Raw genomic sequence first — 21,980 nt, 5'->3', positions numbered from 1 at the left:
CGATGGATGTTGCGGCGCTCAAGCGCGATCTGGAAGGGCTGAAGATCGAGGACAACGAAAAGCTGGTCCTGCAGAAGAGCCGCGACTTCTACTGGTACAGCCCGGTTCTCAAGCAGCAGCTCGACGGCGTGACGGCCGATCTGGTGGTGACGCCGAAGGACGAGGCCGAACTGATCCGTACGCTTGCCACCTGCCACAAGCATGGCGTCGCGGTGACGCCGCGCGGCGCCGGCACCGGCAATTACGGGCAGGCGATGCCGCTGTCGGGTGGCGTGGTGCTCAATCTGGCCGAGATGAACGCCATCGGCGGGATATCGACCGGCCGCGTCGTCTGCGGGCCGGGTGCGATCCTTGCCGACATCGACCGGGCCACACGCACACATTCGATGCAGGAACTGCGGATGCATCCGTCGACCTACAACACTGCTTCCATCGGCGGCTTCATCGCCGGCGGCTCGGGCGGCGTCGGGTCGATCAATTTCGGCGGGCTGCGTGACTTCGGCAACATCTTGCGGCTGCGGGTCGCCACCATGGAAGCCGAACCGCGCGTGCTGGAGCTGACCGGCGAGGACCTGCACAAGGTCACGCATGCCTATGGCACCAACGGCATCATCACCGAGGTGGAGATGCCGCTGGCCGCCTCATATGACTGGGTGGATGTGATTGTCGGCTTCGACAGCTTCATGGGCGCAGCCGGCTACGGCAATGCGCTCGCCTGCCAGGACGGCATCCTGACCAAGCTGATCACGCCCATCGCCGCGCCGGTGCCGCAGCTTTACTTCAAGCGCCATCAAAAGTTCCTGGCGGAAGGCCAGAGCGTCTGCCTGGTGATGGTGGCGCCGCACTCGCTGGACGCCTTCCACGCCTTCACGCGCAGGGCGGGCGGCGCCGTCTTGTACGATGCGGCGGCGGCTTCGGAGGAAGACAGGAAAGGACTGCCGCCGACCTACGAACTGGCATGGAACCACACGACATTGCGGGCGCTGCGCATCGATCCGTCGATCACCTATCTGCAATCGCTCTACCCGTTCCCCAACCAGCTGGCGTTGGTGGAAAAGATGGACGGCATGTTCCCCGGCGAGGTTTTTTCGCACCTCGAATTTGTCCGGCTCGACGGCAACATCACCTGCTTCGGCCTGCCGCTGGTGAAATTCACCAGCGAGGCGCGGCTGGACGAGATCGTCCGCATCTTCGAGGACAATGGCTGCCCGATCTTCAATCCGCACCGCTACACGCTGGAGGAAGGCGGCATGAAGCAGACCGACGCGGTGCAACTCGCCTTCAAGCGGGAGGCCGACCCGCAAGGGCTGCTCAATCCCGGCAAGATGATTGCCTGGGACAATCCAGACTACGATTACCGCAGCGGCCGGACTTTCCTGTTCAAGGGGCTGGAGCAGGCCGGATGAAGGTCCTCGTCATCTACTGCCATCCGGTGGAGGACTCATTTTGCGCCGCGCTGCGCGATGTGGCGGTGGAGGCGATCGAGGCCAAGGGCTGCGAGGCAAGGGTCATCGATCTCTATGCCGAGAATTTCGATCCGGTAATGCGGGCCGAGGAACGGCGCAGGTATAACGAGCAGGCGCCCGGCGATCCGGCGCTGCGGCCGCATATCGAACTGGTGCAATGGGCCGAGGCGCTGGTCTTCATCTACCCGACCTGGTGGTACGGTCTGCCGGCGATGCTGAAGGGCTGGCTCGACCGGGTGTGGGCAAAGGATGTCGCCTTCACCTTCAACGGCACGCGCCAGTCGATCGAGCCGCTGATGGGGCAGGTCGAGAAGATCGCCATCGTCACCACCTGCGGCGCGCCCTGGTGGTGGAGTATCATCGTCGGTCAGCCGGGGCGAAAGACCATCCTGCGCGGCATCCGGGCGCTGTGCGGCTGGCGCTGCAAGACGCTCTATCTGGCGCACTACATGATGGATTCGGCGACGCCGGAAAGCCGCGCGGCCTTTCTCAAGAAGGTGCGGCGGCGGCTGGAGCGCTTTTGAGTGAAGCCTACGGGCCAAGCGAACGTATTTGTGCGGCGGACAAAACAAAACGACAAGTAAAAGCATTTCGCCGGCAAGATTTGCTTGCGGTTGCCTCGGCATTGAGGCAAAGGCTGGCCAAGCTGGTGAATAGGGGACGCCGGCTGCACTCCGCGCAAAGGGAATGCGATGCTGGCGACCGAACATGACACCCCTGGGCCCGACGATGTTTCCGCGGTGGACGCCGCGATCGTTTCGCGCCGGTCGGTTCGCTCCTTTCTGCCGACGCCGGTGGATGACGCGACGATTCGAGAAATCCTGGAAGTGGCGGCGCGCGCGCCTTCGGGCACCAACATGCAGCCATGGCGGGTCTATGTGACCAAGGGCGCGGTGAAGGACCGTATCGCCGACGCTATCCTGAATTCCGGCATCCGCGCCGAAAAGGTGGCATGGGACGAGTACAAGTATTATCCGGACCAGTTTTTCGAGCCCTATCTCAGCCGCCGCCGCGCCAATGGCTTCGGCCTCTATGGCGTGCTCGGCATCGGCCGCCGCGACGTCGACAAGATGCGCGCCCAGCACGACCGCAACTTCATCTTCTTCGATGCGCCCGTGGGCATGATCTTCACCATCGACCGCCGCCTGAACCAGGGGTCTTGGATCGACTACGGCATGTTCCTGCAGAATATCATGATCGCGGCGCGGGCGAGGGGCCTGGACACCTGCCCGCAGGCGGCATTCGCGCCCTATCACCGCCAGATCAGGCCGGTGCTGAACATCAGCGACGAGGAAGTCGTCGTCTGCGGCATGGCGCTTGGCTACGAGGATACGTCCAAACCCGAAGCCACCTTCAGGACCGACCGCGCGCCGGTGGACGAATGGGTGACGTTCGCGGAATGAGGCAGTAGGCAGTAGGCAGTAGGCAGACCTTGTCCTTGCGCTCTCTTCTGTGTTGACAGATGCAACTTCGATTGCCGATTGCCGATTGCCGATTGCCGATTGCCGATTGCCGATTGCCGATTGCCGATCCTTTTACTGCACCTCGTAACCTACCTCCGCGCTGGCGTGGCATAGCGCCTTCCAGAACGACCGCGCGAAGGAGCGAAAGACGCAGATATCGAACCGGTCGGCGCCGGTGCGCTGGATCTGGGCGAAGATGTCGTGATGCGACGTCGAGCGCCCGGCGCCGAGCGGAAAGGCCGGCAGCGCGAAATCGATGGCGAAGAACTTCGCCAGCACCCATTCCGCTTTCGGCCCCTCGATGCGGATAATGGTGCGGCCGTGCGAAAGGTCTGTCACCGCACCCATCGCCGGTGGAATGGCATTCACCAGCGCGGCAACCAGGCCCTCGCTTTCAACCGTGACGATGAATTTTCCCGGCGCAATGCCGAAGGCATGCTGATCCGAGGCGACCACGCCGCCGCCCGGTCCATCGGGCATATTCAGGCCGGTCACCGCGCGGATGGCGGCGGCGGCATTCTGTTCCTCGCCCGGCCAGGCGGTGACCTGGACAATGGAGCCGGGGCGGATTTCGGACAGGGCAACCTCGACGCCATCCTCGAAACGGCCATGCGAGCCGGATCGGTAGACCGGCTCCAGCGGCGACAGGCGTTCAACTCCAATTCGGCTAGCCATGCATGCGCGTCCCTTCGGGATCGAAGAAGTGGTGGCTGACGATCTCGACCGGGCCGAAGCGTTTGCGCAGCGGATCCGAGACGAAGGCGCGCTTGCCGTGACGCGCCTTGCCGCCTTCCAGCAGGGCCAGCGCGATGTACTTGCCGAGCGACGGCGAATAGCAGCAGGCGGTGAGGTGGCCGATCGAGCCGTGCGGGTTCCCCTCGTCCAGTTCCTCGACAATGTGCGCGCCGCCGCTCAGTGGGCGATTGTCCAGGGCAACGATACCCACAAGCTGCAGACGGTCGCTGGCGATCAGGCCTTCGCGGTCCATCATCGCCGAGCCGATGAAAGGCTTCTTCTTCGACAGCATCCAGCCGAGATGGAGATCGCGCGCCGTGGTGCGGCCGTCGATCTCGGCGCCGGTGACATGGCCTTTTTCGATGCGCATCGTGCCGAGCGCCTCCAGTCCATAAGGCACGAGGCCATACGGCTTGCCGGCCTGCATCAGCGCTTCCCAGACATGCGTTCCCCAGTCGGCGCCACAATAGACCTCGAAGGCCATTTCGCCGGAGAAGGACAGGCGGCAGATCATCACCGGCACGCCGTCGATCTCGCCATGGACGATGCCCATGAAGGGCAGGGCGGTATCGTCGACCGGGGTGCCGGTGACGACGCTTTGCAGGATTTTTCGCGCGTTCGGCCCACCGATGGCCGCGCCCGCCCACTGGTCGGTTACCGAGGTGACGGCCACCTTCAGGTCCGGCCAGATCACATCGAGAAAATACTCCAGATGCTGCATCACCTTGCCGGCGTTGGCGGTGGTGGTGGTCATGAGGAAATCGCGCTCGCCGAGCCGCCAGGTGGTGCCGTCGTCGAAAGCGATGCCGTCCTCGCGCAGCATCAGGCCGTAGCGCGCCTTGCCGACGGGCAGGGTGGAGAACATGTTGGTGTAGACGCGGTCGAGGAATTCCGCCGCGTCCGGACCCTGCACGGCGATCTTGCCCAGCGTCGAGACATCGACGATGCCGGCGCTGCCGCGCGTTGCCCTTGTCTCGCGCACATACGCCTGCTCGATGGTCTCGCCGGGGTCGCCGTAGATTTGCGGGCGGTGCCAAAGCCCGGCCGAATACATGGTCGCGCCATGTTCGACATGCCAGTCATGCATCGGTGTCAGCCGCTCAGGCCTGAGGTCGCCGAAGCGTTCGGCAGCCAGCGAGCCCAGCGAGACGCCGGCAAAAGGCGGGCGGAAGCGGGTGGTGCCGACCTCGGGGATCGATTTGCCGAGCGCCGCCGCCATGATGGCGAGGCCGGGCACGTTCGACGTCTTGCCCTGGTCGGTCGCCATGCCGAGCGTGGTGTAGCGCTTGAGGTGCTCGACCGAGACAAAGCCCTCGCGGTGGGCGAGGCGCACGTCATCAGCGGTCACGTCGTGCTGGAAGTCGACGAAGCTCTTGCCATCGGCGCGGATTTCCAGAACCGGCGCGGGTTTCGGGTCTCCCGCAACCGTCACCACCGCCGGTGGCTCGAAGCGCTGGCCGCCGCCGCCGGACACGGCCATGCCGGCGGCGACACCCTGCGCGATCGATTCAGCGGTCGAAAATGCGCCGTTGAAGGCGCCGGCGCCGGTCCATTTCTGCGTCGGTTGCGGCGGCAGGAATGCCTGCAATCCGTCATCCCATTCCGGTCTGGCACCCGCCTGGCTGGCCAGATGGATCGCGGGTGACCAGCCACCCGAAACGAGCAGGCCGTCGGCGTGGATGTTGCGCGCTTCGCCGGACGCTGTGCCGGTCGCAGCCTGGAAAGGCTGGACGGTGACGCCGGACAACGCCTTGCCGCCCTCGGTGGCGACGACCGCATGGCCAGTCAGCAGTTCCGCTTCGAGCTCGTTGGCGATGGCGCGCATGTCAGCGGAAACGTCCGCCCGCACATCGACGATGAGGACTGTGCGTGCGCCGGCGGTCTTCAGCGCCAGCGCCGCGCCGTAAGCGGTGTCGTTGTTGGTAAAGACGGCGACCTTGTCGCCGGGCAGCACGCCGAATTCATTGGCGTAGCGTTTGGCGGCGCTCGCCAGCATAACGCCCGGCCTGTCATTGCCTGGAAACACCAGCGGCCGTTCCAGCGCGCCGGTGGCGAGCACCACCGAGCCGGCGCGGATCGTCCACTGCCGGTGGCGCGGCTCGTCGGTGGCGAACCGTTCCTTGTGATCGCCGACGCGTTCGAGCGCGACGAGCGAATTGCCGTCGTAGTAGCCCCATACGGTGGTGCGCGGCAGCAGCCGGACGCTGTCGAATTCCTGCAGATCGCGAATGGCCTCGGCCGCCCAGTCGGCCGCCGGCACTCCGCCGATCGTCTCAACGGACCAGTTGGCCGAGCCGCCCAGAACGGGGTCAAGTTCGGCCAGGATGACGCGCTTGCCGGCCTCGGCGGCAGTCCTTGCCGCCATCAGCCCGGCAGGGCCGGAGCCGACGACGAGCACGTCGCAGAACGCGTTCATGTTCTCGTAGCGCGCGGTGTCCGGCGCCTTTCCTGCGCGGCCGAGCCCGGCTGCGCGGCGGATGAAATGCTCGCAGAACATCCAGAAGCGCGTGCCTTGCAGCGGGCCGATCACGGGACCCATGAAGGTCTTGTAGTAGAAGCCGGCCGAGATCAGCTTGCCGGCAAGCTGGTTGAGCGCGCCGATATCCCAGCTCAGCGACGGAAAGCGGTTCTGGCTTTCGGCGACCAGCCCGTCATGGATTTCGACCATGGTCGCGGGAACGTTCGGCTCCCGGACATCGCCGCGCAACACGGTGACGAGCGCGTTCGGCTCATCGACGCCGGCGGTCAGCACACCGCGCGGACGATGGTATTTGAACGAGCGTCCGAACAGCGAAACGCCGCTCGCCAGCAGGGCCGATGCCAGCGTGTCGCCGGGATGGCCGGTATAGGACGCGCCGTCGAAGGTGAAGCGAATGGTGCGGAAGCGGTCGATGCGCCCGCCGGTCTCGGTGCGGCGGGAAGTCATGGCCGGGCTCCGCGCCGGCCTGCCGGCTTGACGGGGCTCGGTTTCGTCGCGGGGCGAACCGGCTGGACAGCGGAAATTTCATGCGTCAGCGTGTTGCGCACAACCTGGATGTGGGTGCGGCAGCCGCCGGAATGCTGCCAGATCTCGTTGTGGTCGCCGGCAGGGTTCAGCCGGTCGTAGACATAGTCGTTCCAGGCATCGAGGTCCTGTGAATTGGGCGCGGGGCGCTGACGGTTGCCATCGCCCTGATAGGTGAATTCGGACACGTCGCGCGCGCCGCAATAGGGGCAGGTGATCAGCATCTTGTCATCTTTTGTTTGACCATGATCTTGTCCGAAACCGGTCTCCACTTTTCGGGGTCATGGTCTAATGCAACCGCGGGGTTGCCCCCTGGCCTTTTTCGTCGATCAGCATGCCGCGGTGGAAGCGGTCGAGCGTGAAGGCGGCGTTGAGTTCGTGCGGTTCGTCGCGGGCGATGGTGTGGGCGAAGCAGAAGCCGGAGGCCGGCGTCGCCTTGAAGCCGCCGTAGCACCAGCCGCAATTCAGGTACATGCCGGGCAGGGGGCCGGTTGTGATGATGGGCGAACCGTCCATCGACATGTCGCAGACGCCGCCCCAGGAGCGCAGCAGCCGCACGCCGGCGAGGCTCGGGAAAAGCGCCAGCATCTCGGCCATGACTTCCTGCACGATCGGCAGGTTGCCGCGCTGCGCGTAGCTGTTGTAGCCGTCGATGTCGCCGCCATAGACCAGCCCGCCCTTGTCGGACTGGGAGACGTAGAAGTGGCCCATGCCGAAGGTGACGACGGTATCCAGCACCGGCTTCAGCGATTCCGTCACGAAGGCCTGCAGAACATGGCTTTCGATCGGCAGCCGGTCGATGCCCGCAAGCTGCATGACGCGGCCGGTGGAGCCGGCCACCGCCACCGCGACCTTCTTCGCGCGTATCTCGCCGCGCGAGGTCGTGACGCCGGTTATACGGTCGCCATCGCGCAGGAATCCGGTCACTTCGCAGTTCTCGACGATATCGACGCCCCGCCTGTCCGCGCCACGCGCATAGCCCCAGGCGACCGCATCGTGCCGGGCGGTGCCGGCGCGCGGCTGCATCAGCCCACCATGGATGGGAAAGCGTGCGGCCTTGGACGTATCCATGACCGGGATCAGCCGGGAAATCTCAGCCACCGACAGCAGTTCGGCATCGACGCCCTGATGGCGCATGGAATTGCCGCGTCGGGCATAGTCGTCCAACTGCGCCGGCGAATGGGCGAGGTTGAGGACGCCGCGCTGCGAGAACATCACATTGTAGTTTAGGTCGTGGGACAGGTTCTCCCACAGTTTCATCGAATGCTCGTAGAAGCGCGTATTGGGTGGCAGGAGATAGTTCGAGCGTACCGCCGTGGTGTTGCGGCCGACATTGCCGGAGCCGAGATAGCCCTTCTCCAGCACCGCGACATTGGTGACGCCATGCTCCTTGGCAAGATAGTAGGCGGTGGAAAGCCCGTGTCCGCCGCCGCCGATGACGATGACGTCATAGGCGGCCTTGGGCTCCGGCTTGCGCCATGCCGGTTTCCAGTCCTTGTTGCCCGTCAGCGCGTTCTTGAGCAGCGCGAGGGCCGAATATTCCGCCATGCCGATGATTTTCCGTTGCGTGCCGAAGCAGACTATAGAGCAGGCCGCACCGTCAAAGCCAATATTGCGCCACCGCCTTTCGAAAGGCCGACCTCATATTCGGTTGCGTGACGCGGCTTGCCCGGCCGGACGAGCCTCTCTATCAATGGCGCAATTTTTCGGCATCCAGTCTGCTCGCGAGTCGCCCGTTTATGTTTCTGCGATGGATTCGCATTCTAATCGTTCTTCTACTGGCAGCGGCACCTTTGGTGGTTGCCGGGCCGGGCACCGGCGTGGCGCAGGGCGTCCAGCAGCAGGCGCCGACCGGGCTTGTCGCGGACCAGCAGGCCGTCCTGCAGGCGCTGACCAAGAAAACCGACGGTTTCGAGACGCAGATTCGGGACAAGGCGGAGGATGACGGCGCGCTTGTCGAGATCCGTCTTCAACTCGAAGACTTGTCGCGCCAGGCGCTCAAGAGCGCGCTTGCTTTCCGTCCGCGGCTTTCGGAAATCAACGGCCGGCTCGAGCAACTGGGCAATCCGCCGCCTGAGGACGAGGCGGCAGAGGCGGACATCGTCACCGATGAACGGAACGCGCTTAAATCCGAAAAGGCGCAGATCAACGTCGTTCTCGCCAATGCGGAAAGCCTGTCGCTGCGAATCAACGGGCTGATCGAAAAGATCGGCACATTGCGAAGCGAGCTGTTCCGCAATTTGCTGACGAAGCGCTATGTGCTGACCGACGCGCTGAGCGGCGAGGTGATCTCCGACGCCGGCAAGGAAGCGGACAGCTTCTTCAACGCCGTCTCTTCGTGGCTTTCATTTGCCCTGAAATTCAAGTTCCAGGCGATGCTGGTGGCGACGTTGCTGGCGCTGACGGCCGCGGCCGTACTGATGATCGGCGGGCGGCGGCTGTTCGGCCGGCTTTTCGTGGCCGATCCGAACGTGAGCGAGCCTTCCTATCTGGGGCGCCTTTCCGTGGCGTTCTGGTCGACGCTGCTGCCGACCGCGGCGCTTGCGGTGTTCTTCGTCGCAACTTTCTTCTTCTTCGATTACTACGGTGTGCTGCGCGGCGATATCGGCATTTTCCTGCGCACTTTCATGGCGGTGACCGCCATCATCTTCTGCGTCAACCGGCTGGCCAACGCGGCGCTTTCGCCCGGCCTGCCGAACTGGCGGCTGATACCGGTCGAATCCGCGCCGGCGCGCTGGCTGGTGCATCTGGCGACGGCGATGGCGGTGGTCATCGGCATCAACAATTTCCTGGCCGTCGTCAACGACCAGATGGGATCGCCGCTTTCGCTCACTATTGCCCGCAGCTTCATCGCGACAATCATCGTCGGCGTGCTGCTTATCCTGATGGGGTCGGTCCGCCCGTTTCGCTCGCATACAGGCGACTGGCGGCCGTGGCCGAGATGGCTTCGCTATTGCGCCTATGCGCTGGGGCTGTTCACCATCGGTGCGGCGCTGTTCGGCTATATCGGCTTGGCACTCTTCGTCTCCTTGCAGGTGGTGGTTACCGGCACGATCCTGGTCACCGCCTATATCGGCTTCCTGTCGGCGCGCGCCATCGGCGCGGAAGGCGGTTTCGGTTCCTCATCCGCCGGCGCCTGGCTGGGACAAAAGTCGAACCTTGACGAAACGACGCTGGATCAGTTCGGGCTGGCTGTCAGCATCGGCATCAACCTTCTGATCGTGCTGGTGTTCCTGCCGCTCATCCTGTTCATGTGGGGCTTCCAGTTCGGCGATATCCAGGCCTGGGGCTACAAGCTGGCGACCGGGCTGACGATCGGCTCGGTCACCATTTCGATCACCGGTATCTTGACCGGCATCGTCGTCTTCGTCATCGGCTATTTCGTCACGCGCTGGTTCCAGGGCTGGCTCGACGATTCCGTCATGGCGCGGGGCCGTGTCGATACCGGCGTGCGCAATTCCATCCGGCTGATCGTCGGCTATGCCGGCGTCGCCGTCGCCGGGCTGGTCGGCATCTCGGCCGCAGGCATCGATCTTTCGAACCTCGCACTGGTCGCCGGCGCGCTCTCCCTCGGCATCGGTTTCGGCCTGCAGAATGTCGTGTCCAATTTCGTTTCGGGCCTGATCCTTCTGGCCGAACGGCCATTCAAGGTCGGCGACTGGATCGTCGCCGGCGACGTCAGCGGCACCGTCAAGAAAATCAGCGTGCGCGCAACCGAGATCGAGACGTTCCAGCGCCAGTCGGTGATCCTGCCGAACTCGAACCTTATCAATGGGGCGGTCGGGAACTGGACGCATCGCAACAAGCTGGGACGCGTCGAGATCAAGGTCGGCGTGGCCTATGGCAGCGACATCAAGCGTGCGCACGAAGTGCTGCTGGAGATCGCGCGGGGTCATCCGCTGGTGCTTAAGAACCCCGAGCCGTTCGTGCAGTTCGTCAATTTCGGCACCGCGGCGCTGGAATTCGAGATTCGCGTCTTCCTCGCCGATATCCTGAACGGCAGCATCGTGCAGAACGACATCCGTTTCGCCATCATCGATGCGTTTGCCAAGGAAAACATCGAGATACCCTCGACACCGCGCGCGACGGTCGAGAAACATGCGCCCTGGCCGACCGACGACGACAAGATCGAAGCCGATTTCGCCGAAGAAACGCGCATCAAGGCAGAGGCGACAGAGGAATACGAGAAAAAGCGGCCGAAGCGGCCGCGCAAGCCGGACCCCAACTGACGCCGCTGTCCACCCCTGCCAAAACCAATTGCGGCATGAATGGGGCATTCAGTTGCGGTTCACATTGCTTCCTCTATAGACTGGTCGGCAAGAGCGGGAATGCCTTGCTCAGTGCAACAGAGGCGGTGGAAACACCGAGATCGCAATGTGGAAGTCCCTCATCGCTGCCGTCGCCTTTCTCGCAGCGGCTGGCTCCGCTTTCGGCGCCAGCGCCGTGAACCGGGATTCGGAAACGCGCACCCTGATCGTCACGGAAGGCGGTTCGAAAAGCGAACTCAACCTGGCAGGCGGGGAAACCGTGCAATTCTGCTCGGGCGGCTGCTTCGTGACGCTGCCCAATGGCGACCTTGAAGCCTTGACCGGCTCCGAAACGATCGAGATTTCCGGCGGCGTCGCCAAGATCAAGTAACCGGACAGTGAAGGCCGGGCCAGTCCCGGCCTTTTCCCTTTTCCTCGTCTTTTAGCGATTCAATTGACCGCAGCTTAACGATGACGCGGGAAATAGCCGGTCCGACGGCTGTTCAGACCCCTCGCTTTAACGTTCCGTAGCCTGTTCACAGCTATGTCCGATGTGCCGGAAACGGCGCTGGGGCAGAACTGGGGCAATCAGGGCAATGGATGCGCGCTCAGACAAGAACGCAGTACCTTTGGCCGTCGATCTCGACGGCACCCTGATCGCGACCGATCTTCTGTGGGAAGGCGTCTTCGCGCTGCTCAAGAAGAATCCGCTTTATCTTTTTCTGATTCCGTTTTGGCTTTCCGGCGGGCCGGCTCGCCTGAAGCAGGAAATCGCGGCGCGGGTCGACATCGATCCCGCCTCGCTGCCATACCGGCAGCCCTTGCTTGAGCGTTTGCGGGCCGAACATGCCGAAGGCCGCAAGATCGTGCTGGCCACCGGCACGCCGCGCAAATTCGCCGAGGCTATTGCCTTGCATCTCGGCATTTTCGACCGGGTGCTGGCGACGGACGGCAAGGAAAATCTGACTTCGGGCAAGAAGCGTGCATCGCTGGTCGCCGCCTATGGCGATGGCGGGTTCGACTATGCCGGCAACAGCAGGCACGATCTCAAGGTATTCGACGCGGCGCGGCGCGCCATCGTCGTCGCGCCGGACCGTTCGGCCGCCCGATGGCAGGCGAAGCACGGCGGCGACAGCATGCCAGGGCCCAAACCAACGCTGCGCACCGTTTTGAAGATGCTGCGTGTGCATCAGTGGCTGAAGAACACACTGATCGCGGTGCCTCTGGTTCTGTCGCACGAATATTTCAACGTCGCGCTGATCAAGGACTGCGCGCTCGCCTTCGTATCGTTTTCAGCGGTCGCGTCGGCCATCTATATCGTCAACGACTTCTTCGACCTGGCGCTCGACCGCCAGCATGCCACCAAGCGCAACCGCCCGTTCGCAAGCGGTATGCTGTCGATTCCGTTCGGCCTGGCCTCGATCGCCGTGCTGTTGGCGGTGGGTATCGGCACGGCGCTGTTCCTGCCGGTCGAATTCCTGATCGTGCTCGCCGGCTACATGGTGGCCACGACGGCCTATTCGCTGGCGGTCAAGCGGATGCTGCTGCTGGACGTGCTGACGCTGGCCGGCCTCTATACGATGCGCATCCTGGCGGGCACCGCTGCGACCGGCATCGACGTCTCGTTTTGGCTGCTGGCTTTTTCGGCCTTCTTCTTCCTGTCTCTGGCGCTGGTGAAGCGCTATGTCGAGTTGCGCTCGACCATGCTGTCGGCAGGCCAGCGCATCGCCGGGCGCGGCTACCGCACCGAAGACCAGGAGATCGTGGCACAGGCCGGCATGGCTTCGGCCTTTTCCTCGGCGCTGGTTCTGGCGCTCTACATCGACAGCAATGAAGTGCGCGAATTGTACAGCCATCCCTGGGTGGTCTGGCCGGTTGCGCCTATCGTGCTTTATCTGGCGATGCGCGTCTGGATCCTGGCGCGGCGCGATGAACTGCAGGACGATCCGGTTGTGTTCATCATGCGCGACTGGCGCAGCCAGATCGTCATCCTGATGGGCGCGCTGCTGCTCGTCGTGGGGGCGTGGCTGGCATGAGCGCTCCGTACCAGAGTTTCGGCATGGTCACGCCTCCCGCGTCGCGCTTCATGCCCGCGTCAGAGGCGATTGCGCAGCTGAAAGCCGGTGGCGTGCCTTCGGGCGCGCTGCTCGCCTATGGCAATGGCCGCTCCTATGGCGATTCGTGCCAGAACCATGGCGGCGCCGTCGTCGACATGCGCTCGCTCAACCGCCTGCTGAAGTTCGACCCCGAAACCGGACTGGTGGAAGCCGATGCCGGCGTCATGCTGTCCGACGTCATCGCCCACGCGGCGCCGTTCGGTTTCTTCCCGGCGGTCGTGCCGGGCACCCAGTTCGTCACGCTCGGCGGCGCGGTCGCCAATGACGTGCATGGCAAGAACCATCACCGGCGCGGCACGTTCGGCTGCCATGTCGAGGCGCTGACGCTGCTGCGTTCCGATGGCCGTTCCTACAAATGTTCGCCTTCCGACAATCCGCGCCTGTTCTGGGCGACCATCGGCGGCATGGGGCTGACCGGCCTGATCCTGTCGGTCTCGATGCGGCTGATGCGGGTGCCTTCGCTCGACATCATCGAGAAGGCCGTGCCTTTCGCCGGGCTCGACGGCTATTTCGACCTGGCGCCGGCGGCCGACGAAGCCAACGAGTATGCGGTTGCCTGGATCGACCAGCTCGCCGGTGGCCGCAAGGCCGGGCGCGGTATCCTGTTTACGGGCAATCATGCCGAACACGGCCAGCGCGTCGCCTCGCAGGGCGGAAGCCGGCTTTCCGTGCCGTTCCAGCCGCCGCTGACGGTCCTCAACCGGCCGTTCCTGAAAGTTTTCAATGCGGCATACCGCTGGCGCAAGGGCCGGGCGGAAAACCACCAGACGGGCTATCAGGGCTTCTTCTTCCCGCTCGACGGGGTGCGCGACTGGAACAGGCTCTACGGTCCCAAAGGCCTGTTCCAGCACCAGAGCGTGCTGCCCGAGGACGCCGCGCGCGAAACCGTGCGCGAATTGCTTGCCGCCGCCCGCAAGGCCGGGCAGGGATCGTTCCTGACCGTCCTGAAGCGGTTCGGCGCCATGCGCTCACCGGCGCTGCTGTCGTTCCCGCGCCCCGGCTATACGCTGACGCTGGACTTCCCCAATCGCGGCGCAGCGACGCTGCGGCTGCTGGCCGAACTCGACCGCATCACGGTGGACGCCGGCGGCGCGGTCAATCCCTACAAGGATGCGCGCATGAGCGCCGAGACGTTCGAGGCGTCGTTCCCGGAATGGCAGCGGCTGGAAACGATGCGCGACCCCGCCTTCCTGTCGGATTTCTGGATGCGGACGGCCTTGCAGCTGGCAGCGCGACGGGCTGTCCCGGCGCAGGCGGCGGAATAGGCAATGAATCAACAGATGAAGCGAAGACCATGAAATACATAGTGTTCATACTTTTTACGGTGATGACCAACGCGGCGGCGCAGCTCATGCTCAAGCAGGGCATGATGTCGCTCGGGCCGATCTCCTTCGAGGGCGTCAATCCCGTTCTGAAGCTGTTGCAAATCGTATTCAGCCCATGGGTGTTCCTCGGCCTCTGCACTTTCGTCATCTCGATGGCGTCGCATCTCTACGTGCTGTCGAAGGTCGAGCTCTCCTTCGCCTATCCGTTCCTCAGTCTTGCCTATGTGGCGGTGGCGTTGTTCGCCTATTTCGTCTTCCGCGAGGACATGAACGCCTGGCGCATCGCCGGTATCGCCGCGATCTGCCTCGGCACCGCGCTGATCGCCCAGGGCGGCAGCGGCCACGAGCAGGAAACGGCTTCCCTTTCGCCCGAAAAGATTAGCGAGATCGTTCGATGAGACACATCATTTTCGGCGGCGACGGATTTGTCGGCCGCCACCTTGCTCCGAAACTCGTCGCCGATGGCCAGGACGTTATCGTCGCCGACATCGTCAAAAGCGACCTGTCGCATTACCGGTCGGTGAAGCATGTCCATTGCGACGTGACGGATGCCGCCTCGGTCGCCGCCGTCGGGATCAAGGCCGACGACATGGTCTACAACCTGTCGGCCAAGATGCTGTCGCCGATCCAGGTTCGGGCCAAGCGGCACGATTTCTTCTTCCCGGTGAACTATCACGGCACGGTCAACATCATTGAGGCGATGGACAAGGCCGGCGCGCCGAAGCTGGTCCATTTCACCACCGATATGATCTATGGCCATACCGTCACCTATCCGATGACGGAGGAGCATCCTGTTTCGCCGCTCGGCGAATACGGCCTGTCGAAGTGGCGGACCGAGGAACTGGCGGCGGACTGGCGCCAGCGCGGCATGTCGATCTCACTGTTTCGGCCGCGCCTCATCATCGGTCCCGGACGGCTCGGCATCCTCGAGAAGCTGTTCAAGCTGATCGACTGGAACCTGCCGGTGCCGATGATCGGTTCGGGCAAGAACCCGTACCAGTTCATTTCCGTATTCGACTGCGCCGAAGCCTGCCGCGCGGCCTGGAAGGCCGGCGTGCCGAACGAGGCCTACAATCTGGGTTCGCTCAACCCGCCGCCGGTGCGCAAGCTGCTCGGCGACCTGATCAAGCACGCCGGATCGAAATCGATCCTGGTGCCGACGCCGGGCTGGGCGGTCAAGCGCACGCTCGATCTGCTCGACTGGATGAACATGCCGATCATGGATCCGGAGCAGTATCTCATCGCCGACGAGGAATGCGTGCTCGACGTTTCCAAGGCAAAGCGCCAGCTCGGCTGGGCGCCTCAATATCGCGACGAGGACATGCTGATCGCCGCCTACAAGGAATACCGCGCCAAGAAGGACGGCCACGCCGTCGCAACCAGCCATGTACCCGCCGAGTAAGGCTTGAGGAGAATAGAATGACTGTCATGACCAAGCCTGAACAGACCGCTGCCCGCGCCGTGATCGACGCACCGGCGCTGTCGCCCGCCACCGTCAAAAAGCCGGATCTGATCAGCGTCGAGCAGGCGAAGGCGCTCGATGTCGCGCGCATCACCGACCTGTTCAAGGACCACCTCAATCCCGGCCAGATCCACTTCATGAAGCTGCTCGGCTTCCACAAGGTGAAGATCGAGCGGGCGGAAGGCATGTTCTATATCGACCAGAACGGCCGCAAGATCCTCGACTTCTTCGGCGGCTTCGGCTCGCTGGCCTTCGGCCACAACCATCCGCGCATCCTCGACGCGCGCATCAAGTTCCAGGAGGAGAAGCGACAGGAGATCGCCATCGCCTTCATGTCGCAATATGCGGCGGCGCTGGCGCACAACATCGCCGCCTGTTCGCCCGGCGACCTCGATATGGTGTTCCTCGGCTCCTCCGGCTCCGAAGCGATGGAAGCGGCGGTGAAGGTCGCGGAACGCGCCGCCGGCCCGAAGCGGCCGAAAATCGTCTATGCGGAGAATTCCTTCCACGGCAAGACCAAGGGCGTTCTGGGCATCACCGATGGGCAGCTCTACCGCGCCGACTTCAAGATGGCGGACAACACCGTGCGCATTCCCTTCGGCGACATCGACGCCGTGGAGCGCCTGTTCAGGAACGACCCGGAGATTGGCGTCATCGTTCTGGAAACAATCCAGGGCGGCGGTGGCATCATCCAGGCGCCGGCGGAATACTGGCAGAAGCTGCGGGCGCTGTGCGACAAGCACGGCGTCCTCTGGGTGGCCGACGAAGTGCAGTGCGGCTACGGCCGTTCCGGCCGCTTCTATGCCTTCGAGCATTATGGCGTCGTGCCGGACGTGACGGCGCTGGCAAAGTCGCTGGGCGCCGGCAAGGCGGCAGTGGGCGCGATGATCGCCAAGCGCGACATCTACATGAAAGCCTACGGCACGCCGAAGACGGCGATGATCCACGCCATGGCGACATTCGGCGGCATGGGCGAGGCCTGCGTCACGGCGATCGAGGGCATCAATTTGCTCTACGACGAAGGCCTCATCGACAATTCGGCGGCGACCGGCGACTATCTACTGACCCGCCTGCAGGCGCTGAAGGACAAGCACCCCAAGATCATCAAGGACGTGCGCGGCAAGGGCCTGATGGTCGGGCTGGAATTCCATGACTTCTCGCAGACGCTGCCAATGGTGCTGCGTCCGATCGTGAGCGTCCTGGACGACAAGCTGAAGGGCTCGCTGTCGGGCTTCGTCGGCGCGCTTTTGCTGCGCGACTACGACGTGCTGGTGGCCTTCACCGAGTATAACCGCAACGTTATCCGGCTGGAGCCTCCGCTGATCTGCGGCCGCGAGCATGTCGACCGCTTTATCGAGGCGCTGGACAGCCTGCTTTCGCGCGGTATCGTTGCCATCGTCAAGGATTTCGTCAAGAGCCAGGTGCGCTGAGCTGGAGACGCGGCGGGTGTAAAAACCCGCCGAACCTGGAGACGAAAAAGCCGGGCAACTGCCCGGCTTTTTCTTTGTCGGTTGTCGGCTTATTGCGCGGCCGGGCCGAGTCCCAGCGCTGCTGCATATTTCGGATGCACGAAGGCATCGTAGCAATCGTCGAGCTTTATGCGAAGATGATCCGCCAGCGGCTTTTCATACAGTTTGTAGAGCTCGGCGTTCGATGTCGTCGGCGGGCAGGTGGGGTAGAGCACGATGTCGGTATCGGCGACGGCGCGGTCTTCCTGCGAGCCGGGCGGCGGCACTGCCCGCGTCGGGTCGGCGCCGATGGCGATGTGCCGGGGCGCCAGCCGGTCCATCAGATAAGGGAACGGGTTGACGAAGTTCAGCGACATCATCGTCTCGAAACGGACCCCTTTCGCCGCTTCCAGCGCGCGAATGGAGTCTACCGCGCGGCTGGTCGTCGCCAGATAGATGACCTGGAAATCAAAATCCGAATAGAAGATCGGGGTCGGCAGTTCGCCCGTGGCGACGAGATCGTCATAGAGGTGCCGGTGCTGCGGATAAAAGCGCAGCATCCGGTCGACGCGCTCCGCGACGGCCTCGCGCATGGAGACGTCGCCCAGCGTGCCGAGGTTCGAATGATCGAGCGCAACGTTTTTGACCGTGCCGATATAGGTTCGGGCGGCGCGCTCCAGGACCTTGACCATGGGCGGGAGCGCGATCGCCGCGGCGAGGGTGAAAACGGTGACGAACAGTTTCGGCCTGGGCAACAGGGCCGGCGTGTGGAGCAGGATGCCGAGGACGACGGGCCAGAAGAAGATGAAGGCCTGGCTGCCGGTGTTCTGGGTTTCGAACAGGATGCCTGAGGCGATCATGGCGATCAGCCAGAATGGCCCGCGGTTGATGGCGACGGCCAGTTCGCCGGCGTTGCGATTGCGCCAGCCGGAAGCAAACTGACGTGTCAGCGCTGCCCTGTCCGACCACATCAGCACCAGCGCCAGGATACCGGCCGGGGCGATGATGCCAAAGCCGTTCGATGCCGCCTGGAAGAAGCGTGGCCCGATGGTTTCGCTGTTGAGGCTGATGAGGATGGCGATGTCGATGATGTAGCGGCTCACCATGCCGGTCGGGATTTCCACCAGCGCCAGCATGGCCAGGAAGATGCCGGCCGAGACAAGCGCATGGCGCAGCGGCAGCCGGCCGGCCAGCAGCGCGAAGGCGGCGATCAGTCCGCCAGCGACGAAGCCGGTAATCTTGAGGAAGAACAGCGCCGCCATGGTGGCAATGACGATGGCGGTTAGAAGCTTGCGCTGCTGTACGAACACCAGCGCCGCGACCAGCACGTAGATGAGCTGCGAGGCGTGGCGATTGTAGATGCCAAATCCATCGGACCCGGGAAAGGGATAGAATTCCCGCGTGTTGAACGGCAGCAGCGCAAAGATCAGGAACGGCACCAGCAGGCCGAACGCCGTCAGCCGCGAGCGGCGATCGACGTCCCACAGGATCAGCGCCATCAAAGGCACCGTCACCGGCAGCAGCGACCAATGCGCGATCAGTGTCGGATGCGCGTTCGGGAACACCGCCAGAAAGCCGGAGAACAGATAGTAGCCGAGCGGGCCGACGGGTGTGAAGAAGTCGGTGACCGGAACCTGCCCGGAGGCGATCCGGTTGGCGGCATCGTAGTAGACGAACACGTCCCAGTACATGGAGCCGATGGGAAGGACGAGCGGTATCGCCGACAGGACCGCGACGACAAGCACGGCCAAGGCAAGCACCACCAGCGGCGAGGCGAAGCCCGCGCGCGCCAAGAACGAGGTCCGCATCCCGCTGCCATTCGCAGCCGTGTTCATGTCCCGCTCCGTTGCCCTTGCACATCCGGCCTGTTGCGTGCCGGTATTATCCAGCGGCCGGTAAACCCGGAAATTCTCCTAACAGATCGTTGAGACGAAAACGTTAATGGCGGCGGGTAACGTTTCATTAAGGTTGACGCGCAAGGCGGCCTTTCGCGCGGCAAGTCGCGCGCCGTTTCCGCCATGTCGCAAACAGGCCGAAAGCGCGATTGCCGCCCGGACTAATGTCCGGCAGGATCGGGCCAAGCGGTGCGCCGCTGGTGGACGCAAAAATCGCTTTGGGGTGAGGCATGGCAGAGTTTCCGAAACAGGCGAAGGTCGTCATCATCGGGCTCGGTGGCATTGTTGGCGCCTCGGTCGCCCACCATCTGATCGAGCGCGGCTGGGACGGCATCGTTGGCATCGACAAGTCGGGTATTCCAACCGATATCGGCTCGACGGCGCACGCTTCCGATTTTTGCTACACGACCAGCCACGATTTCCTCTCCTGCTGGACGACGCTCTATTCCATCGATTTCTACGACAAGATGGGCCACTACGCCCGTGTCGGCGGCCTCGAGGTGGCGCGCGTCGGCGATGATGACCGCATGGCCGAGATCAAGCGCAAGATCGCTTCAGCCAAGGCATTCGGCACACGCGCGCGGCTGATCGAACCGGCCGAGATCAAGGAAAAGTTCCCGCTGATCGAGGAGCATCTGGTGCAGGGCGGACTGTGGGACCCGGATGCCGGCCTCGTCATCCCGCGCTCGCAGACAGTGGCCGGCAAGCTGGTCGACCAGGGCGTCTCGGCTGGCAAGCTACAGGCCTTCGCCAACACCTCGGCGACATCGCTGGTGATCGAGCACGGCCGCATCAAGGGCGTGGTGACCGGCCGCGGCACGATCATGGCCGACCATGTCGTGGTCTGCACCGGCATCTGGGGCCGGCTGACGGCGGCGCTGGCCGGCGAGGATCTGCCGGTCATGCCGATCGACCACCCGCTGACCTTCTTCGGTCCGTACACCGAGTTTGCCGGCACGGGGAAGGAAATCGGCTGGCCGCTCATGCGCGACCAGGGCAACTCGGCCTATATGCGCGACACCGGCGACCCGAAGACAGCCGAAGGCGGCCAGATCGAATGGGGCTACTACGAGGAGACCAATCCGCGCCTTTGCCATCCGCGCGACCTGCTGGAGAAGGAGCAGGCGCGGCTTTCGCCGTCGCAGCGCGATCTCGACATGGAACAGATCATCGCGCCGCTGGAGCGCGCCATGGAATTGACGCCGATCCTCGGCGAGCTCGGCTACAATGAGAGCCATTCGTTCAACGGCCTCTTGCAGGTGACGACCGATGGCGGGCCTTCCATGGGCGAGAGCCAGAAGGTGAGGGGGCTCTGGTACGCCGTCGGCATCTGGGTCAAGGACGGCCCCGGCATGGGCAAGCTGATCGCCGACTGGATGACGGATGGGCGCACCGCGATCGACCATCACCAGATCGACTATGCGCGCTTCTATCCGCATCAGATGGAAGAACAGTTCATCTGGGACCGCTGCACCGAGACGGCGATGAAGGTCTACAATCCGGCGGTGCATCCGCGCGAGCCGTTCTCGAAGGGGCGGGGTGTCCGCCGTTCGCCGTTCTACGAACGTGAGAAGGCGCTTGGCGCCTATTTCATGGAACTGGGCGGCTGGGAACGCGCCCACGGTTATGCCGCCAACGAGCACCTGCTGGAGAAATACGGCGACCGCGTGCCGGTTCGCGAGAACGAATGGGACAACCGCCATTTCTGGCGCGTCTCCAATGCCGAGCATCTGGCGATGAGCGAGGACTGCGGCATCGTCAACCTGTCGCATTTCTCGATGTACGACATCGAGGGACCTGACCATGTGGCGCTGATGGAGTGGCTGTGCGCGGCCAGGATCGGCGGCGACGCCAATATCGGCAAGGGCATCTACACGCACTTCCTCGACGAGCAGGGCATGGTGCGGGCCGACTTCACCGCCATCCGCATGGCCGACCGCATCCGCATGATCGACGGCGCCGACGCCGGGCCGCGCGACTTTCACTATATGCGGCGGGTGGCCGAGGACAAAGGCTTCGACGTCACCATCGCCGACGTGACGGAGATATACGTCACCATCGGCATCTGGGGACCGAATGCGCGCACGACGCTGCAGAAGGTCGTCGAGGACCCCGATGGGCTGACGCTTGAGAATTTCCCTTTCGCTGCGATCAAGCCGTTGCGGATCGGCGGCAAGGATGTAACCGCCTTCCGCATCTCCTATGTCGGCGAGCAGGGCTGGGAACTGCACATGCGCTACGAGGACGGCTTGGCTGTCTGGGACGCGCTGCGCGCGACGGGCGTGATGGCCTTTGGCGTCGAGACCTACGCCAACACCCGCCGCATGGAAAAGAGCCTGCGGCTGCAGAACGCCGATTTGCTGACCGAGTACAATCTGTTGGAGGCCGATCTCGCGCGGCCGAAGGTCAAGGAAGCGGATTTTTGCGGCAAGGCGAAGCATCTGGAATACCGCGCCCGCGAGCATCAGCCGGCGGTGCTGTGTACGCTGGTCATGACAGACAATGTCGATTCCGCCGGCGTGGCCCGCTATCCTGTCGGCACCATGCCGGTGATGGACCGCGAGAAGGGCGAGACGCTGGTGGATGAACTCGGCCGCCGCTCGTTCACCACCTCGGTCGCCTACGGCCCGACGATCGGCAAAAACATCGCGCTCGCCTATCTGCCATGGGCGTATGCCCAAGAAGGCCGCAAGCTGCAGGTCGAATATTTCGGCGAGATTTTCCCGGTCGAAGTGGCCGCCGTCGGCTACAAGCCGCTCTACGATCCGGAGAATGCGAAGCCGCGGAGCTGAGGGCACAGCCACGAGGCGGTGCCACT

At 63.8% G+C, this 21,980-nt stretch carries 16 protein-coding genes; 11 read left to right on the top strand and 5 right to left on the bottom strand.

All coding sequences use genetic code 11. The features are described 5' to 3' along the window. Positions 1–2 precede the first annotated feature (2 nt). The 3 genes from J2X35_RS07890 to J2X35_RS07880 all read left to right on the top strand — a co-directional run bounded on the left by J2X35_RS07890 (position 3) and on the right by J2X35_RS07880 (position 2,869). The gene (locus J2X35_RS07890; RefSeq protein WP_056110224.1) at positions 3–1,406 is read left to right on the top strand and encodes an FAD-binding oxidoreductase; all 1,404 of its coding nucleotides are present in this window, start codon (positions 3–5) and stop codon (positions 1,404–1,406) included. Continuing rightward, positions 1,403–1,990, top strand: a complete 588-nt coding sequence (locus tag J2X35_RS07885) for an NAD(P)H-dependent oxidoreductase (RefSeq protein ID WP_310183519.1) — start codon at positions 1,403–1,405, stop codon at positions 1,988–1,990. Before J2X35_RS07890 ends, J2X35_RS07885 begins: the two co-directional genes overlap by 4 nt. Positions 1,991–2,158: 168 nt before the next feature. Continuing rightward, a complete protein-coding gene (locus J2X35_RS07880; RefSeq protein ID WP_310183517.1) occupies positions 2,159–2,869 on the top strand; it encodes a nitroreductase in 711 nt (236 codons plus the stop codon). Positions 2,870–3,001: 132 nt separating this feature from the next. Here J2X35_RS07880 and J2X35_RS07875 read toward each other — a convergent pair whose 3' ends face one another. The 4 genes from J2X35_RS07875 to J2X35_RS07860 form a co-directional block, all read right to left on the bottom strand. Beyond that, positions 3,002–3,604 (bottom strand): sarcosine oxidase subunit gamma, encoded by a 603-nt coding sequence (locus J2X35_RS07875; RefSeq protein WP_310183515.1) that lies wholly within the window; start codon positions 3,602–3,604, stop codon positions 3,002–3,004. Further along, entirely contained in the window at positions 3,597–6,590 is a 2,994-nt protein-coding gene (locus tag J2X35_RS07870) for a sarcosine oxidase subunit alpha family protein (RefSeq protein WP_310183514.1), read from the bottom strand. Before J2X35_RS07870 ends, J2X35_RS07875 begins: the two co-directional genes overlap by 8 nt. Further along, complete coding sequence (locus tag J2X35_RS07865; RefSeq protein WP_310183513.1) at positions 6,587–6,892, bottom strand: sarcosine oxidase subunit delta; 306 nt, start codon at positions 6,890–6,892, stop codon at positions 6,587–6,589. The genes J2X35_RS07870 and J2X35_RS07865 overlap by 4 nt, the downstream gene beginning before the upstream one ends. Before the next feature lie 64 nt (positions 6,893–6,956). Next, on the bottom strand, positions 6,957–8,216 hold the full coding sequence (locus J2X35_RS07860) for a sarcosine oxidase subunit beta family protein (RefSeq protein ID WP_310183512.1): 1,260 nt from the start codon (positions 8,214–8,216) through the stop codon (positions 6,957–6,959). Positions 8,217–8,407: 191 nt separating this feature from the next. Here J2X35_RS07860 and J2X35_RS07855 point away from each other — a divergent pair, with 191 nt between their 5' ends. The 7 genes from J2X35_RS07855 to J2X35_RS07825 all read left to right on the top strand — a co-directional run bounded on the left by J2X35_RS07855 (position 8,408) and on the right by J2X35_RS07825 (position 17,249). Then, on the top strand, positions 8,408–10,897 hold the full coding sequence (locus J2X35_RS07855) for a mechanosensitive ion channel family protein (protein ID WP_310183511.1): 2,490 nt from the start codon (positions 8,408–8,410) through the stop codon (positions 10,895–10,897). A 145-nt stretch (positions 10,898–11,042) separates the two neighbouring features. After that, a complete protein-coding gene (locus J2X35_RS07850) occupies positions 11,043–11,306 on the top strand; it encodes a hypothetical protein (protein WP_056110211.1) in 264 nt (87 codons plus the stop codon). Between the two features lie 205 nt (positions 11,307–11,511). Continuing rightward, positions 11,512–12,951, top strand: coding sequence for a UbiA family prenyltransferase (locus J2X35_RS07845; protein WP_310183509.1), 1,440 nt, complete (start codon positions 11,512–11,514; stop codon positions 12,949–12,951). Continuing rightward, positions 12,948–14,297, top strand: a complete 1,350-nt coding sequence (locus tag J2X35_RS07840; protein WP_310183508.1) for an FAD-binding oxidoreductase — start codon at positions 12,948–12,950, stop codon at positions 14,295–14,297. The genes J2X35_RS07845 and J2X35_RS07840 overlap by 4 nt, the downstream gene beginning before the upstream one ends. Positions 14,298–14,326: 29 nt before the next feature. After that, entirely contained in the window at positions 14,327–14,755 is a 429-nt protein-coding gene (locus tag J2X35_RS07835) for an EamA family transporter (protein WP_056110205.1), read from the top strand. After that, positions 14,752–15,759, top strand: a complete 1,008-nt coding sequence (locus J2X35_RS07830; protein WP_056110204.1) for an NAD(P)-dependent oxidoreductase — start codon at positions 14,752–14,754, stop codon at positions 15,757–15,759. Before J2X35_RS07835 ends, J2X35_RS07830 begins: the two co-directional genes overlap by 4 nt. A gap of 17 nt (positions 15,760–15,776) precedes the next feature. Continuing rightward, positions 15,777–17,249, top strand: a complete 1,473-nt coding sequence (locus J2X35_RS07825) for an aspartate aminotransferase family protein (RefSeq protein WP_310183505.1) — start codon at positions 15,777–15,779, stop codon at positions 17,247–17,249. Positions 17,250–17,338: 89 nt separating this feature from the next. Here the strand turns inward: J2X35_RS07825 and J2X35_RS07820 are convergent, their stop codons facing one another. Beyond that, on the bottom strand, positions 17,339–19,102 hold the full coding sequence (locus J2X35_RS07820) for a hypothetical protein (RefSeq protein ID WP_310183504.1): 1,764 nt from the start codon (positions 19,100–19,102) through the stop codon (positions 17,339–17,341). Positions 19,103–19,392: 290 nt separating this feature from the next. Between J2X35_RS07820 and J2X35_RS07815 the strand changes: the two genes are divergently transcribed. Continuing rightward, complete coding sequence (locus tag J2X35_RS07815) at positions 19,393–21,954, top strand: FAD-dependent oxidoreductase (RefSeq protein ID WP_310183503.1); 2,562 nt, start codon at positions 19,393–19,395, stop codon at positions 21,952–21,954. Positions 21,955–21,980: the final 26 nt, after the last annotated feature.

Source organism: Mesorhizobium sp. BE184, assembly GCF_031457045.1.
Taxonomy (GTDB): domain Bacteria; phylum Pseudomonadota; class Alphaproteobacteria; order Rhizobiales; family Rhizobiaceae; genus Mesorhizobium.
Note: the sequence above shows the minus strand (reverse complement) of the source record. Positions and strands in the feature narration are given on the sequence as shown.